The following is a 13,836-nucleotide window of genomic DNA, read 5'->3' as shown; positions in this document are numbered from 1 at the left end:
TCGGCCCGGGTTTTCTAGACGGTCCCGGTCTTCAAAAAATGCTGGTTCTCGAATTCTACCGGTGAGAGATCACCGGCATGGCTGTGGCGCCGTTTCGGGTTGTAGAACATCTCGATGTAATCGAAGATATCAGCCCTGGCCTGCTCCCGGGTGGCGTAGACGCGACGGCGGATCCGTTCGCGCTTGAGCAGCTGGAAGAAGCTCTCGGCCACGGCGTTGTCATGGCAATTGCCGCGCCGACTCATGCTTGGTTTGAGCCGATGGGACTTCAAGAAATCACGCCAATCGTGGCTACCGAACTGGCTGCCCTGATCGCTATGGATGATGACCTCAGTCTTCGGACGGCGGCGCCAGACGGCCGCTAACAAGGCGTTGAGCACCAGATCGCTATCGATGCGACTGCCCATGGACCACCCGACCACGGTGCGCGCAAAGAGGTCGATCACCACCGCCAGATACAACCATCCCTCATGAGTGCGGATATAGGTGATGTCGGTCACCCACGCCTGATCGGGCGCAGCCACGTCGAACTGTTGCTGCAAGAGGTTCTCAGCCACCAAGCTGGGGTGCCCGCCTCGGTTACCCGGCCGCCGGCGCTTGTAACCCGTCTGAGAACGCAGGTGATGCTCGCGCATGATCCGCGCCACCCGGTGCCTGCCACAGATCTCGCCCAGATCCCGTAGGTCGTGGGTCACCTTGCGATAGCCGTAGATGTACTCGCTGTCCTGCCAGCTCTGACGAATGAGCCCTACGAGCCGCTGATCCTCCAGAGTGCGAGCGCTGTGTGGAGAACGGCGCCAGGCGTAGTAGCCGCTGGGATGGATACCGAGCACCGCGCACATACGTCGCACCGGAAAGACGGTCGTGTGGTCCCGAACGAAGGCGTACTTCACTGGGACTGCTTCGCGAAGTACGCCGCCGCTTTTTTTAAGATGTCGCGCTCCTCGGTCACACGCCGCAGCTCGGCCTTCAGGCGCCGAACTTCCTGAGCCTGTTCACCGGCCTCGCGGCGGCTGCCCTCGTCACCAGCGTACTGTTTACGCCACTGATACAGGCTCCAGGTACTGATCCCCAAACGCGCTGCAACATCGGCCACCTTGTGGCCGCGCTCGGTCGTCTGGCGCACAGCCTCGATCTTGAACTCTTCGGAAAAACGCTTCTGCATGGCCTTCGTGCTCATGATGACTCCTCATCGCCCCATTATGAGGCATATGGGTGTCTAGAGGTTCCGGGCCGATTCACTCACCCGTGAGTGGGCTGCAAGTCAGGCACTGCATGCCGAGCGCTTCGACGCAGCCCTTCAATACTTCCGCGATAGGTACTTTCCCGGTGGACAGCAGTCACGCCACTTCCAACACCTTCACCTCAGGGGCAACGACAATCCGGCTCTTGTGGAAGCAGCGCTGCGAGAACAGAACAACAACCCTGCAGACTGCGTCGCATCTCTGCTAATCATCGTATATAGGTTCAGGAACAACCTGTTCCACGGGGCCAAGTGGGCCTACGAACTCCAAGGCCAGTTGCAGAACTTCACCATGGCCAACGACACGCTCATGAACGCTATCGAGTGCAATGACGCCTAACCTGTCGTTCGAGCCGACACGAAACGGCATGCCACCATGGACGCCGCGCGCGGCTCAACTCCAACGTTGAGCGTCCGCTTTCGTTTGCTGTGACTGGCTGCTTCTGGCCGTAAGCCGCCCCAGGGGAAGGTATCACTACTCATCCCAACGTAGTCCCACTAGGCCGAATCCCCTTCAGCTCGGCTTGCAGTTCTGAATTCAGTTCTGCAGTTCGTAAATCAAAAGTGGTTTGTAGATTCAGCCAAGACTGCGCATCTCCACCGAAATAGCGGCTCAGTCGTAGGGCTGTGTCGGCGGTGATGCTTTGCCGTTCGTGCAGGATGTGATTGATGCGAGTAGCAGGGACAAGCAAGGCCCGCGCCAGCGCGTTCGCGCTCATGCGCAAAGGCTGTAGATAGTCCTCGCGTAGCACTTCGCCAGGGTGTATAGGCCGCATGCCGTTTTTGCTCATGATGTGCATCCCTCCAATTTACAGCCCATCCCCGCTCATTTCCCACCCCCCACTCCTAAGCCCTTGATCCAAAACCACACCCTCCAGATCCCCCTTCGCTTATCCCCGAGCTTGTCCACAATTTTCGTGGATAAGTTCAGCACAGCGGGTTATTTTTGTGCGCTGCACCCAAGTCCTTGATCTCCCGGCATAATCAGTAGTAACCCTTGGTTTATCCATGACCTTATCCACACGAGCGGTGGATAAACCAGCCGCGCCACACGCCAACAGACGCTGGTCAAATTTCCATCATCATCGATAAGCATTTGATTGGAAATAACAAATCACCGCGATCCCAGACTTGTCCATGACCTTGTCCACAATCCGCGTGGACAAATCCGGCACGGTAAAATCCTCCGGTCTTTCCCAACTACATAAATGGCCTAATCATGGAACAATTCCGAATTTTCTGGGCATCCATGCCTGACTTTCAAGACGCCGTCGTGCACTTGGCCGTGACCTTGCTCATCCTGATCATCGGTTGGGCGATTTCCAATCTGCTGGGTCGCCTGGTGCGCCGTCTGGCGGATCATTCCTCGCGCATCGACCCCACGGTCATCCCCATTTTGCGCAGCGTCACGGTCTGGTCCGTGCGCACGGTCGTGCTGTTGGCGGTGCTGGCCCGTTTGGGGGTGCAGACGGCCAGCCTGGTGGCGATGTTGGGGGCTTCCGCCCTGGCCATCGGTTTGGCTTTGCAGGGGACGCTGCAGAATTTCGCGGCCGGCATCATGCTGCTGCTGTTGCGCCCGGTGCGGGCAGGCGAATTCGTCTCGGTGGAAGGCAAGGGCTTGGGGACGGTCGATGAAATCGGCCTGTTCATGACGCGGCTGGTACAGGTCGATGGCATTCATCTGCTGCTGCCCAATTCGCTGGTGTGGGGCAACCCTATCATCAATTACAGCCGCAACGCCACACGCCGTCTGGACCTGATGGTGGGGGTGCGTCACGACGACGATCTGGAATCCGCCCTGGCGGCCTTGCAGCGGCTGGTGGACCAGCATGCCGACGTTCTGAAAGACCCGGCGCCGGAAGTCATGGTGATGGAATACCGTGACAGCACCGTGATGCTGAACATCCGTTTGTGGACGCTGTCGGATAAATATTGGGATGTGCGCTTCGATCTGCAGCGCCGGGCGCCGCAGACCTTGCGGGATGCGGGTCTGCGCAGCCCGATTCCGCTGCGCGAGGTGCGCACCACGGTGGATGCGGCGGCTTAATCCACCATCCGGTTCAGGCGCTCCACATCCAGCGGGCGCTGACCGTTTTCAACACGCTGGCCCAGGTCTTCCATGGCCTGGCACAAACGATGAATGCGTTTGTCCTGCTGGGCGGTGTGGTTGATCAGTTCGTGCAGCACCTTGACCAGGGGGTCGTCGTCCGCGCGGCCTACCCCGTAGGCGGCGAACTCCTCTGCCGGATCGGCAGGGGCGGCAGGACCGTCTTCGTTGGGGCGGCTGCGCTGCAGCAGTTCCTGCAGGGGGCGCGCGGTCCACTCGGACTGGCAGGGCAGCTCGTCTTGCGCCGTGGATGCAGCGGGCGCCGGCGCCGGTTCTGCCGCGCCGGATGCGGCATCTGCCGCGTGGTCCTGCGGCAAGATGATGCGGGCCGGATTGCCGACGGCAGTGGCGCCGGACGGGACAGGCTTGATCACCACGGCATTGGACCCGATGCGGGCGTGGGCCCCCACGGTGAATCCGCCCAGGATCTGTGCGCCGGCGCCGACTACGACGCCGGTTTCCAGGGTGGGATGGCGCTTTTCGCCTTTGTACAGGCGGGTGCCACCCAGGGTGACTCCCTGGTAGATCGTGCAGTCGTCGCCGATTTCAGCGGTTTCCCCGATCACGACCCCGAATCCGTGATCGATGAAGACGCGCCGGCCGATCTGGGCGCCGGGGTGAATTTCAATGCCGGTCAGCAGGCGCCCGCAGTGCGAGACGCAGCGCCCGGCCAGGTACCAGCCGCGCCGCCACAGGCCGTGGGCCATGCGATGGATCAGGATGGCATGCAGGCCGGGATAGCAGAGCAGGATCTCGATGCGGCTGCGGGCGGCCGGATCGCGTTCGTGGATGCAGGTGATTTCTTCGCGGAGCTGTTCAAACATGATGGTTCAGACGGGGTCCTGGGAGTGGGCGCGTCGGGCGGTGCGGATCATGGCGGTGCACAGGCCGCGCAGCATGTCGACTTCGTCGATGCTCAGGCGGTTGCGCGTCCACATCTGGCGCATGCGGGGCGCAAGTTTCTTGGGGTGCTGCGGGTCCAGAAATTCGACGGCGATCAGCGCCTGTTCAAAATGATCCAACAGGGCCTGGACGCGGTCGCTGCCGGCCGGATCGGCGCCGGGGTCGTGGCGTCCGTGGGTGTCGGGCAGGCGGGCCTGATGCGTCAGGGGCAGCAGGGCATAGCGCATTTCCCAGGCCGCCAGCTGCAGCGCCTGCGATACGTTCAGGGAACTGTAGACCGGATTGGCCGGGATGTGGCAGATCTGCTGGCACAGCATGATGTCGTCGTTCGACAGGCCGGATCGTTCCGTCCCCAGCACGATGGCGACCTGGGCGTCGGCTTGCGCCAATTCAGCTGCGGCCTGTGTGGCGGCTTCACGGATATCACAGGGCGGGGGGCCCAGGGCGCGCGCACGGGCCGTCAGGGCAAAGGCCAAGGTGGTCGATCCCAGCGCCTCGGCCAGGCTGCCGTGGATGCGGGCCTGTTCCAGGATGTCGCCCGCCCCGCTGGCCAGGGCCTGGGCGTCGGGGTGGCTGAGCACATCCGGGTCGCCTGGCGCGACCAGATGCAGGTCGTGAAACCCCATGGTCTTGATGGCCCGCGCCGCCGATCCGACGTTGCCGGGATGGCTGGGGCTGACCATGATGAAGCGCACCCGGGCAAAGATATCCGGCCCGCAAAGGGGTGAATCGGAGGAAACTGGTAGAGTCATTTAAAATAGAGAACTTGTTACCCGTGATCTTTGGAAACCTATGCATCCGATGCTTAACACCGCCATCAAGGCGGCACGCCGTGCAGGCGCCATCATCAACCGCGCCAGCCTGGACCTTGAACGCCTGAATGTGGCGCGTAAAGGCCCAAAGGACTACGTGACCGAAGTCGATCGCGCGGCCGAGGAATCCATTATCGACATTTTACGCACAGCCTATCCCGAACATGGGTTTCTGGGCGAAGAATCCGGCGAACATGCCGGGTCTGGCGGCGCGGAACCTGAATTCCGCTGGGTGATCGACCCCCTGGACGGCACCACGAACTTCATTCATGGCTTCCAGCACTATGCGGTATCCATCGCCCTCATGCATCGCGGGCAGGCCGCGCATGCGGTGGTCTACGATCCCGCCCGCAATGAAATGTTCACCGCCAGCCGGGGCAGCGGCGCTTTCCTGAACGACCGCCGCGTGCGGGTGTCGTCCTGCCTGCGCTATCACGACGCGTTGCTGGCCTCGCACATTCCCCAATCCACGGCGCTGCCGGCGGGTTCGCCGTTTGTGCCGCTGCTGGCCGATTGCGCCGCCGCTCGCCGCACGGGGTCCACCGTGCTGGACCTGGCCTGGGTGGCCAGCGGGCGTCTGGACGGTTTTTGCGGCGTCAGCCTGAAACCCTGGGACATGGCGGCAGGCAGCTTGCTGGTGCTGGAATCCGGCGGGTTGGTGGCGGATTTCCAGGGCGAGCAAACCTGGATGAAGTCCGGCAATGTGCTGGCAGCCGCACCCAAGATCTTCGCGCAAATGATGACCCGCCTGCAGGCCTGATAAGGAAATATGATGGAATGGTTGCTGGATCCGGCAGCCTGGGTGGGCTTGTTCACCCTGATTGTCCTGGAAATCGTCCTGGGCATCGACAATCTGGTTTTCATCGCCATTTTGGTCGACAAGCTCCCCCCCAAAGAGCGCGATCGGGCCAGGGTGCTGGGCCTTAGCCTGGCTCTGATCATGCGGCTGTTGCTGCTGACCCTGATGTCCCATCTGGTCAAATTGACCGCCCCCTTGTTCCACCTGGGTGACATGGGGTTTTCGGGGCGCGATCTGATCCTGATCGTGGGCGGGTTCTTTCTGCTCTTCAAAGGCACGTTTGAGCTGCATGACCGTATCGAAGGCCGCACGCAGCACGCGACCGGGTCGCGCATCCATGCCGGTTTCTGGGTGATCGTCACGCAGATCGTGATTCTGGATGCGGTGTTTTCCATCGATTCCGTCATCACGGCCGTCGGGATGGTGGACCATCTGGAAATCATGATGGCGGCGGTGATCATTGCCATGGGGGTGATGTTGGTGGCATCCAAGCCGCTGACCGCCTTTGTCAATGCGCACCAGACCGTGGTCATTCTGTGCCTGGGCTTTTTGTTGACGATCGGATTTTCGCTGGTCGCCGATGGCTTCAAATTCGCGGTGCCCAAAGGCTATCTGTACGCGGCCATCATATTCTCGGTGCTGATCGAAACCCTGAACCAATGGGCCAAGCGCAATGTGCGCCGGGCGGAAATGCGCCGGCCTTTGCGCGAACGCACTGCCGAAACCGTGCTGCTGATGCTGGGGCGCAAGCCCCTGGTCGGCCCGGAACCCGAATCCGATCAGACATCCCCCCAGCCGCTGCAGGCGTTCGTCGACGAGGAACGCAATATGGTCAGCGGCGTGCTGACCTTAAGCGACCGCAATGTGCATTCGGTCATGACACCGCGCACCGACGTCTCCTGGATCAATCTGGCGTCTTCGGCGGAAGAACTGCGCGAACAGCTGATCCGGGAACCCCATAGTTTCTTCCCGGTCTGCCGGGGCACGCTGGACGAAGTCGTCGGGGTCGGCCGGGCCAAGGAACTGCTGCTGGACCTGCTGGAGCACGGCCATATCCGCGAAACCCGGCTGCGCGAACCGATCATCGTGCATGAAACCATCCAGATCCTGCAGCTGATGGAAACGCTCAAGCGCGCCCATGGCCTGCTGGTGCTGGTGGCCGACGAATTCGGTTCCATCGTCGGGGTGGTGACGCCCATCGATATTTTCGAGGCCATTGCCGGCGAATTCCCGGACGAGGACGAAGCCCCCGACATCATCGACCAGGGGCATGGCCGCTGGCGGGTGGATGGCGCGGCCGACTTGCATCATCTGGAACAGATCCTGCATACCGACGGCCTGGTGGGCGACGACGAGGAATACTCCACGCTTGCGGGCTATCTGCTCAGCCGCTTCGGGCGCCTGCCCGAAGTGGGCGACCAGTGCGAACTGGTGCACGATTACGATGGCTTCCGCTTTACGATTGCCGCCCTGGAAGGCCGCCGGATCGCTGCCGTGCAGATCGAACGCCTGGGTCCGCTGGGCGTGGACCCGGATGTCGAGGTCTTAGGGTAGGGGCGGCCACGGGTGCATCCGCACGCCGTCCGTCTTTGAAACCGAAATCCAGCCGCCGCGCGGCGGTTGGGCATGGTCGCATTCCCAATCGGGCAGCACGTAGCGTTGCGCGGGGCGGCCATCCAGATCCAGCGCATGCACGGCAGGCCGGTGCGTGTGTCCGTGGATCAGCACGTCGCAGCCAGCGGATTGCAGCGCCTGCGTAACGGCTTGGGTATTCACATCCATGATCTGCAGCGGCTTGCCTTGCTGGGCCTGACGGCTGCGGTTCCGCGCCCAGCCGGCGATCTTGCGGCGCAGGGTCAGCGGCAGCGCCAGAAACAGGGATTGAATCCAGGGTGTGTGCACCACGCGCCGAAAACGTTGGTAGGCCAGGTCGTCCGTGCAGTATTCGTCGCCGTGCGCCAGCAGGATGGGGCCGGCGTCCGTATCCAGGCGGATAGGGGCGGCCATCAGCCGTGCGCCCAGCGCGTTCGCCAGGGCCTTGCCCATCAGAAAATCACGATTGCCCCGGACCAGCCAGACGGGGATGAGCTGCGCGGTCAGGCGCAGTTCGTGCAGCGCGGTCTCCAGCCAGTCGGGCGGCTGGCGCAGCGCATGGTCGTCACCGATCCAGGCATCGAAAATGTCGCCGCACAGGATCAGAGCCTGCGCCTGCGTTCGGGCGTGCGCCAGAAAATCGTAAAAGGCGCGGGCTGTCTGCGGGGCAGCCGCGCCCAGATGGATGTCCGAGGCGATCCAGAGATCGCCTGGCAGTGCGGTCTTATTCAACCAGCGTCGCGCTTTCGAGGATCACGTCCTCGACGGGGACGTCTTGGTGAAAGCCCTTGCTGCCGGTCTTGACCTTTTTGATCTCGTCGACGATGTCGGTGCCTTCGATGACCCGGCCAAAGACCGCATAACCCCAGCCGTTGGACGTGGGGGCGGTGAAATTCAGGAATTCGTTGTCCGCCACGTTGATGAAGAACTGTGCGGTGGCCGAATGCGGGTCGGACGTGCGGGCCATGGCCAGCGTGTAGCGGTCGTTCTTCAGGCCGTTGTTGGCCTCGTTTTCCACGGGGGCGTGGGTCTGTTTCTGTTTCATGCCGGGTTCAAAGCCGCCGCCCTGGATCATGAAGTTGTTGATGACGCGGTGAAAGACCGTGCCGTTGTAGAAGCCTTCCTGGACGTAGCTCAGGAAATTTTCGACCGTCTTGGGCGCCTTTTCGGCATCCAGTTCGATCAGCATATCGCCCTTGTTGGTATGCAGCTTGACGTGCGGGTTTGTGCTCATGGATGTGCCTTGGGTGGATTGAAGAGGAGTGGTCTGGGCGCTTGACAGGCCGGGGGCCAGGATCAGAGCGCAGCCCAGACTGAGGACGCGCATTCCGGTCAGGATGCGCGGAGAGGAAAAGGGGTGGGACATGGCGGGATATGTGGAAAGAAAAGAATCAGCGGGATGCCGGCGTGGGCGATGCGGCTGGCTTGGCTTGTGCTGCCCGCGCCTTGGCAAAGGATGCCTGGGCCAGCGCCATCTGCACGTGGCCCAGGTTTTCCAGGGCAGGAGCAAACGACGGGTCGGATGCCAGGGCCATGTTCAGCGCATTGCGGGCCAGCTCCAGCTGGCCCTGGCGGGCATATTCGATGGCCAGGGCGTTCCAGGGTTCGGGCAGTTCAGGATAGTTTTCGGTCATGGACTGCCACAGGGCCTGGGCCTGGTCGTGCTGCCCCAGGGCGGCCAGAGCGCGGGCTTTTTGATAGTCCAGCTGGACGTCCGTGCCGATCGGGTCGGCGGCTGCGCGGGCGGATTCGCGTTTCTGGATCAGGTCCAGCGCGTCCTGGGCGTGGCCGCTGTCGGTCAGGGCGGCGATGCGGTCCGTGATCTGCGATGGCGTCAGGGGAATCCCGGTATTGACCGACGGGGTGATTTTCTGCAGCAGGTCGGCAAAGGCCTGCCAGCCGCCATCGGGCGTTTCGGCAGGGGTGAATTCCCCGGTGCTCGGGTCGAACGTCAGGTCTTGGATCGTGGTCGCGGACGCGTTAGTATCAGGGGATGCGCCCTGGGCCGGCCCTGCAGCCAGGCCGGCGTACACAGCAAAGAGAATCAGAAAAACACGGATCACGACACGCAGCGCCTAATGAGGGGGTTTCAGAGATGAGTCCGGGGGACGGTATACTTGGCAGTCCATTTTACATCCCATCGCGCAGCCAGCCGGCCTGGCGCGTCGGGATGGCTTGACCTTATCCGACCGACATGCTGCACATTTATAACACCCTTTCGCGCCAGAAAACCCCGTTCAAGACAGCGGAATCCGGGGTGGTGCGGATGTACGTCTGCGGCATGACGGTCTACGATTTCTGCCACCTGGGCCATGCGCGCATGCTGGTCGGCTTTGACATCGTGCAGCGCTGGCTGCGGGCTTCGGGCTATCAGGTGCGCTACGTGCGCAACATCACCGACATCGACGACAAGATCATCCGCCGCGCCGTCGAGCGCGGGGTGCCGATCAGCACCCTGACCGGGTTCTTCATCGATGCCATGCACGCCGACGAACGCGCGCTGGGCGTCCAATCGCCGGACGACGAGCCCCGCGCGACCGAACACGTGGCGGGCATGCTCGACATCATCGGCGTGCTGCAGGCCAAAGGCCTGGCATATCAGGGGGGCGATGGCGACGTCAATTTCTCCGTGCGCAAATTCCCCGGTTACGGCAAATTGTCCGGCAAGTCGCTGGACGATCTGCGGGCGGGCGAACGGATCGCCGTGTCCGCCGGCAAGCAGGACCCGTTGGATTTCGTGCTGTGGAAGTCAGCCAAGCCTGACGAGCCCGCCGATACCCGCTGGGATTCCCCCTATGGGCCGGGGCGTCCGGGCTGGCATATCGAATGCTCGGCCATGAGCCACAGCCTGCTGGGCATGCCGCTGGATATCCACGGCGGCGGGCCGGACCTGAAATTCCCCCATCACGAAAACGAGATCGCCCAAAGCGAGGGCGCGTTTGGCGGCACGCTGGCGACGACCTGGATGCACTGCGGGCCGATGATGGTCGATGCCGACAAGATGTCCAAGTCCCTGGGCAATTTCCGCCGCATCCGCGATACGGTCGCCGACACGCTGTCCGATGATGCCGCCGACTACACGGCCAATCCCCGCGAATCCGAAATGCTGCGTTTCTTTCTGGCGCGCAGCCACTATCGCAGCGTGCAGAACTACACGCCCGACAACCTGCAGGATGCCCAGCATGCGCTGGACCGCCTGTATCAGGCGCTGGCCAATGTGCCGCCGGCATCCGTCGCGATCGACTGGCAGTCGCCCCAGGCCCAGGCCTTTCAGGCGGCGATGGACGACGATTTCAACACAGCCGGCGCTGTCGCCGTACTGTTCGATCTGGCCAATCAGGCCAATCGGGATGCCGATGCGCAGGCCAGCGGTCTGCTGTTGGCCCTGGGCGGCGTGTTGGGGCTGTTGCAGGCCGATCCGCAAACCTATCTGCAGTCGTCCACCCGGTTTCTGCCGGGGGGCGCCTCGTCGGCGCAGTTGTCGGCGCAGGCCGTCGAAGCCCTGATCGCTCAACGCGCCCAGGCCAAGACGTCGCGTGACTTTGCCCTGGCCGACCAGATCCGTGCCGATTTGCGTGCGCAGGGCGTGGAATTGGCCGATGCCGCGGGCGGTGCAACGCAATGGCGGCGGGTATAACCATGGACATGTCCTATCCCGAATCCCAGACGCAGCGCCCCGCCTACTGGACGCAAGCCTGCCAGGACCTGATGCAGCGCGACCGCATCCTGCGCAAATTGATTCCGGTCTACCGGCAGGAATGCATCCAGGCGCAACATGGCCCGTATCAGACCCTGATCCGCATCATCGTGGGCCAGCAGGTGTCCCTGGCGCTGGGGCGCAAGCTGTGGCAGCAGCTGGCGCAGGCCTGCGGCCAGGACTTGCGGCCGGACTGCATCATGGCGCATTCTGAAACCGATCTGCGCGCCATGGGCCTGTCTTTGCGCAAGGCGCAGTACGTGCGTGATGCCGCCCAGTATTTCAAGCAGGGTGATCGTCTGGACCCGGCCTGGTGGCAGGGGCAGGACGATGCCGCCGTCGTGACGCAGCTGTGCGAAATCCGCGGGGTAGGACGCTGGTCGGCCGAGATGTTCCTGATTTTCTTCCTGGGGCGCCCCGACGTGCTGCCGCTGGATGATACGGCCTTGTTAAAGGCCATTTCCCATCATTACTTCAGCGGCGAACCCGTGTCGCGCTTCGAGGCTCGCGAAGTCGCGCAGGCCTGGGCGCCATGGCGCACCGTCGCCAGCTGGTACTTGTGGCGCAGCATGGATGCCGCTGCCGTCGAATATTGATTTTTCCATTCTGGAAATCCCGTTCTCATGCGAAATACCTTTCTTGAATTCGAACAGCCCCTGGCCGAACTAGAGCAGAAAATCGAAGAACTGCGCTATGTGCAGACGGATTCTGCGGTGGATATCTCCGAAGAAGTCGGGCGCCTGCAGCAGAAAAGCCAGTCTTTGGCCAAGAACATCTATGCCAAGCTGACCCCCTGGCAGACCGCCCTGGTGGCCCGCCATCCGCAGCGGCCCTACACGATGGATTACGTGCAGGCCCTGTTCACCGATTTCCACGAGCTGCACGGCGACCGCATGTACGCCGATGACCAGTCCATCGTGGGGGGGCTGGCGCGGTTCAATGGCACGCCCTGCATGGTGATCGGTCACCAGAAAGGCCGCGACACCAAAGAACGCGCTATGCGCAATTTCGGCATGCCGTTGCCCGAGGGCTACCGCAAGGCCCTGCGCCTGATGCGCCTGGCCGAAAAATTCCGCCTGCCGGTCTTTACCTTTGTCGATACGCCGGGCGCATACCCCGGCGTGGGGGCCGAAGAACGCGGCCAGTCCGAAGCCATCGGCCACAATCTGTTTGCCATGGCGGGGCTGAAAGTCCCCATCATCGTCACCATCATCGGCGAAGGCGGTTCGGGCGGCGCCCTGGCCATTGCCGTGGGCGATACTGTCATGATGCTGCAATACGCCACCTATGCGGTGATTTCCCCCGAGGGCTGCGCGTCCATCCTGTGGCGCAGCGCCGACAAGGCCGCCACTGCCGCCGAAGCCCTGGCCATCACGGCGCCGCGCCTGAAAGACCTGGGCCTGATCGACCGCGTGGTCAACGAACCGGTGGGCGGCGCCCACCGCGATCCGGATACCATGGCGCGCCAGCTGCATCGTGCGCTGGCTGATGCCCTGCGCGAATTGTCCGGCCTGGATACCGACGAACTGCTGCGCCGCCGCCTGGAACGCATCACCGCCTATGGGCGCTTCCAGGAAGCGCGCTGATCATCCTGCCGTGACCCGGTGGCGGGCAGCCTGCGACGATGATCTGCTAGCCGCCGTGCGCGGGGCGCTGGCCGGTCTGCCGGCCGATGCCGCCATCGGCGTGGCGCTTAGCGGCGGGGCGGATTCCGCCATGCTGGCCTTGCATGCTGCGGCAGCGGCGGATGGCCGGCCCCTGCATTGTTTCCATATTCATCACGGCCTGCAGCAGGCGGCAGACGACTGGCTGCAGCACGCGCATCGTTTATCCGGCTTGCTGGGGGCGTCTTGCCATAGCCGCCGCGTCCAGGTCGTCATCCAGGGAGACGGCATGGAAGCCGCTGCCCGGGCGGCACGCTACGCCGCCTTGGCAGATCTGGCGGCTCATGCCGGGGTGGCGTGCATGCTGCTGGCCCATCACCAGGACGATCAGGCTGAGACCGTCTTGCTGCGGCTGCTGCGCGGCGCCGGGCCGCTGGGGCTGACCGCCATGCTGCCTGTCATGCAACGCCAGGGGGTAACTTACCGCCGGCCCTGGCTGGATCAAGCAAGAGACCGCATCCTGCAGGCGGCAGAACAGTTTGCGGCGCTGAGCGGCTGGCATGCGGTACAGGACCCCAGCAACCAGGATGCCCGCTACAAGCGCGCCGCGCTGCGCCAGGATCTGGCCCCTGTGCTGGATGCGTATTGGCCCGCCTGGCGGCGGACGCTCGGCCGGCACGCCCGCCAGGCGCAAGACCTGGCGCAGTGGGCGCAGGATGCCGCCCATCAGGATTGGCGGGGACTGGACCCGCAAGACGCGGACGCCAGTTTCTCTTTGGCCGCCTGGCGCGCTCTGCCGGCGGTGCGGCAGGCGCCGGTGCTGCGCTTCTGGTTGCAGGATCAAGGCCTGCTGATGCCGACCGAAGCCCGCCTGGATGATTGGCTGCGGCAATTGCGCGAAGTCCATGCCCTGGGACATGACCGCCAGGTGCGCCTGCGCCACGAAAAACACTGGATCGTGGTGCAAAAAGGCCGTGTTCGGCTGGTATCAGGGCTATCTGACGAAAACATCCGCAAAACCCAGTTAGAATAATCAGCTTGTTTTCCTGCCTGCCGGGTTTGTTTCCTGCAGCGTTTC

Annotated in this window: 14 protein-coding genes; 7 read left to right on the top strand and 7 right to left on the bottom strand. The window is 63.0% G+C overall.

The features are described from left to right. Positions 1-14 precede the first annotated feature (14 nt). Both VDP79_RS00835 and VDP79_RS00830 read right to left on the bottom strand, forming a co-directional pair. Positions 15-1,165, bottom strand: a protein-coding gene (locus tag VDP79_RS00835) for an IS3 family transposase (protein ID WP_323016337.1) whose coding sequence is annotated in 2 segments (ribosomal slippage) — positions 15-916 and positions 916-1,165 — 1,152 coding nt in all. Because the reading frame shifts where the segments join, the coding sequence is not laid out codon by codon here. Between the two features lie 557 nt (positions 1,166-1,722). Next, on the bottom strand, positions 1,723-2,034 hold the full coding sequence (locus tag VDP79_RS00830) for a HigA family addiction module antitoxin (RefSeq protein WP_323016334.1): 312 nt from the start codon (positions 2,032-2,034) through the stop codon (positions 1,723-1,725). A 458-nt stretch (positions 2,035-2,492) separates the two neighbouring features. Between VDP79_RS00830 and VDP79_RS00825 the strand changes: the two genes are divergently transcribed. Continuing rightward, the gene (locus VDP79_RS00825; RefSeq protein ID WP_323016333.1) at positions 2,493-3,290 is read left to right on the top strand and encodes a mechanosensitive ion channel family protein; all 798 of its coding nucleotides are present in this window, start codon (positions 2,493-2,495) and stop codon (positions 3,288-3,290) included. Here the strand turns inward: VDP79_RS00825 and cysE are convergent. Continuing rightward, positions 3,287-4,174, bottom strand: coding sequence for a serine O-acetyltransferase (gene cysE, locus VDP79_RS00820; protein ID WP_323016332.1), 888 nt, complete (start codon positions 4,172-4,174; stop codon positions 3,287-3,289). The genes VDP79_RS00825 and cysE overlap by 4 nt on opposite strands. 6 nt (positions 4,175-4,180) lie before the next feature. Next, on the bottom strand, positions 4,181-5,005 hold the full coding sequence (locus tag VDP79_RS00815) for an RNA methyltransferase (RefSeq protein ID WP_323016331.1): 825 nt from the start codon (positions 5,003-5,005) through the stop codon (positions 4,181-4,183). A gap of 40 nt (positions 5,006-5,045) precedes the next feature. Between VDP79_RS00815 and VDP79_RS00810 the strand changes: the two genes are divergently transcribed. Continuing rightward, the gene (locus tag VDP79_RS00810) at positions 5,046-5,825 is read left to right on the top strand and encodes an inositol monophosphatase family protein (RefSeq protein ID WP_323016330.1); all 780 of its coding nucleotides are present in this window, start codon (positions 5,046-5,048) and stop codon (positions 5,823-5,825) included. A gap of 12 nt (positions 5,826-5,837) precedes the next feature. After that, entirely contained in the window at positions 5,838-7,418 is a 1,581-nt protein-coding gene (locus VDP79_RS00805) for a TerC family protein (protein WP_323016329.1), read from the top strand. On the opposite strand, the gene VDP79_RS00800 is transcribed toward VDP79_RS00805, so the two are convergent. The 3 genes from VDP79_RS00800 to VDP79_RS00790 all read right to left on the bottom strand — a co-directional run bounded on the left by VDP79_RS00800 (position 7,410) and on the right by VDP79_RS00790 (position 9,520). Further along, the gene (locus VDP79_RS00800; protein WP_323016328.1) at positions 7,410-8,189 is read right to left on the bottom strand and encodes a UDP-2,3-diacylglucosamine diphosphatase; all 780 of its coding nucleotides are present in this window, start codon (positions 8,187-8,189) and stop codon (positions 7,410-7,412) included. The genes VDP79_RS00805 and VDP79_RS00800 overlap by 9 nt on opposite strands. Next, the gene (locus tag VDP79_RS00795; RefSeq protein ID WP_323016345.1) at positions 8,182-8,691 is read right to left on the bottom strand and encodes a peptidylprolyl isomerase; all 510 of its coding nucleotides are present in this window, start codon (positions 8,689-8,691) and stop codon (positions 8,182-8,184) included. The genes VDP79_RS00800 and VDP79_RS00795 overlap by 8 nt, the downstream gene beginning before the upstream one ends. Positions 8,692-8,848: 157 nt before the next feature. Next, positions 8,849-9,520, bottom strand: a complete 672-nt coding sequence (locus VDP79_RS00790; protein ID WP_323016327.1) for a tetratricopeptide repeat protein — start codon at positions 9,518-9,520, stop codon at positions 8,849-8,851. A gap of 131 nt (positions 9,521-9,651) precedes the next feature. Between VDP79_RS00790 and cysS the strand changes: the two genes are divergently transcribed. The 4 genes from cysS to tilS are packed head-to-tail and all read left to right on the top strand — an operon-like array spanning position 9,652 to position 13,791. Beyond that, positions 9,652-11,094 (top strand): cysteine--tRNA ligase, encoded by a 1,443-nt coding sequence (cysS, locus tag VDP79_RS00785; protein WP_323016326.1) that lies wholly within the window; start codon positions 9,652-9,654, stop codon positions 11,092-11,094. 8 nt (positions 11,095-11,102) lie between these two features. Further along, positions 11,103-11,750: a DNA-3-methyladenine glycosylase 2 family protein gene (locus VDP79_RS00780; protein ID WP_323016344.1), complete on the top strand. Its 648-nt coding sequence runs from the start codon at positions 11,103-11,105 to the stop codon at positions 11,748-11,750. A gap of 27 nt (positions 11,751-11,777) precedes the next feature. Continuing rightward, complete coding sequence (locus tag VDP79_RS00775; protein WP_323016325.1) at positions 11,778-12,740, top strand: acetyl-CoA carboxylase carboxyltransferase subunit alpha; 963 nt, start codon at positions 11,778-11,780, stop codon at positions 12,738-12,740. After that, positions 12,715-13,791, top strand: coding sequence for a tRNA lysidine(34) synthetase TilS (tilS, locus tag VDP79_RS00770; protein WP_323016324.1), 1,077 nt, complete (start codon positions 12,715-12,717; stop codon positions 13,789-13,791). Before VDP79_RS00775 ends, tilS begins: the two co-directional genes overlap by 26 nt. Positions 13,792-13,836: the final 45 nt, after the last annotated feature.

It is taken from the genome of Castellaniella sp. (assembly GCF_034675905.1).
Classification (GTDB): domain Bacteria; phylum Pseudomonadota; class Gammaproteobacteria; order Burkholderiales; family Burkholderiaceae_B; genus Castellaniella.
The sequence above is the reverse complement of the archived record's forward strand: the minus strand, read 5'-3'. Positions and strand labels throughout refer to the sequence as shown.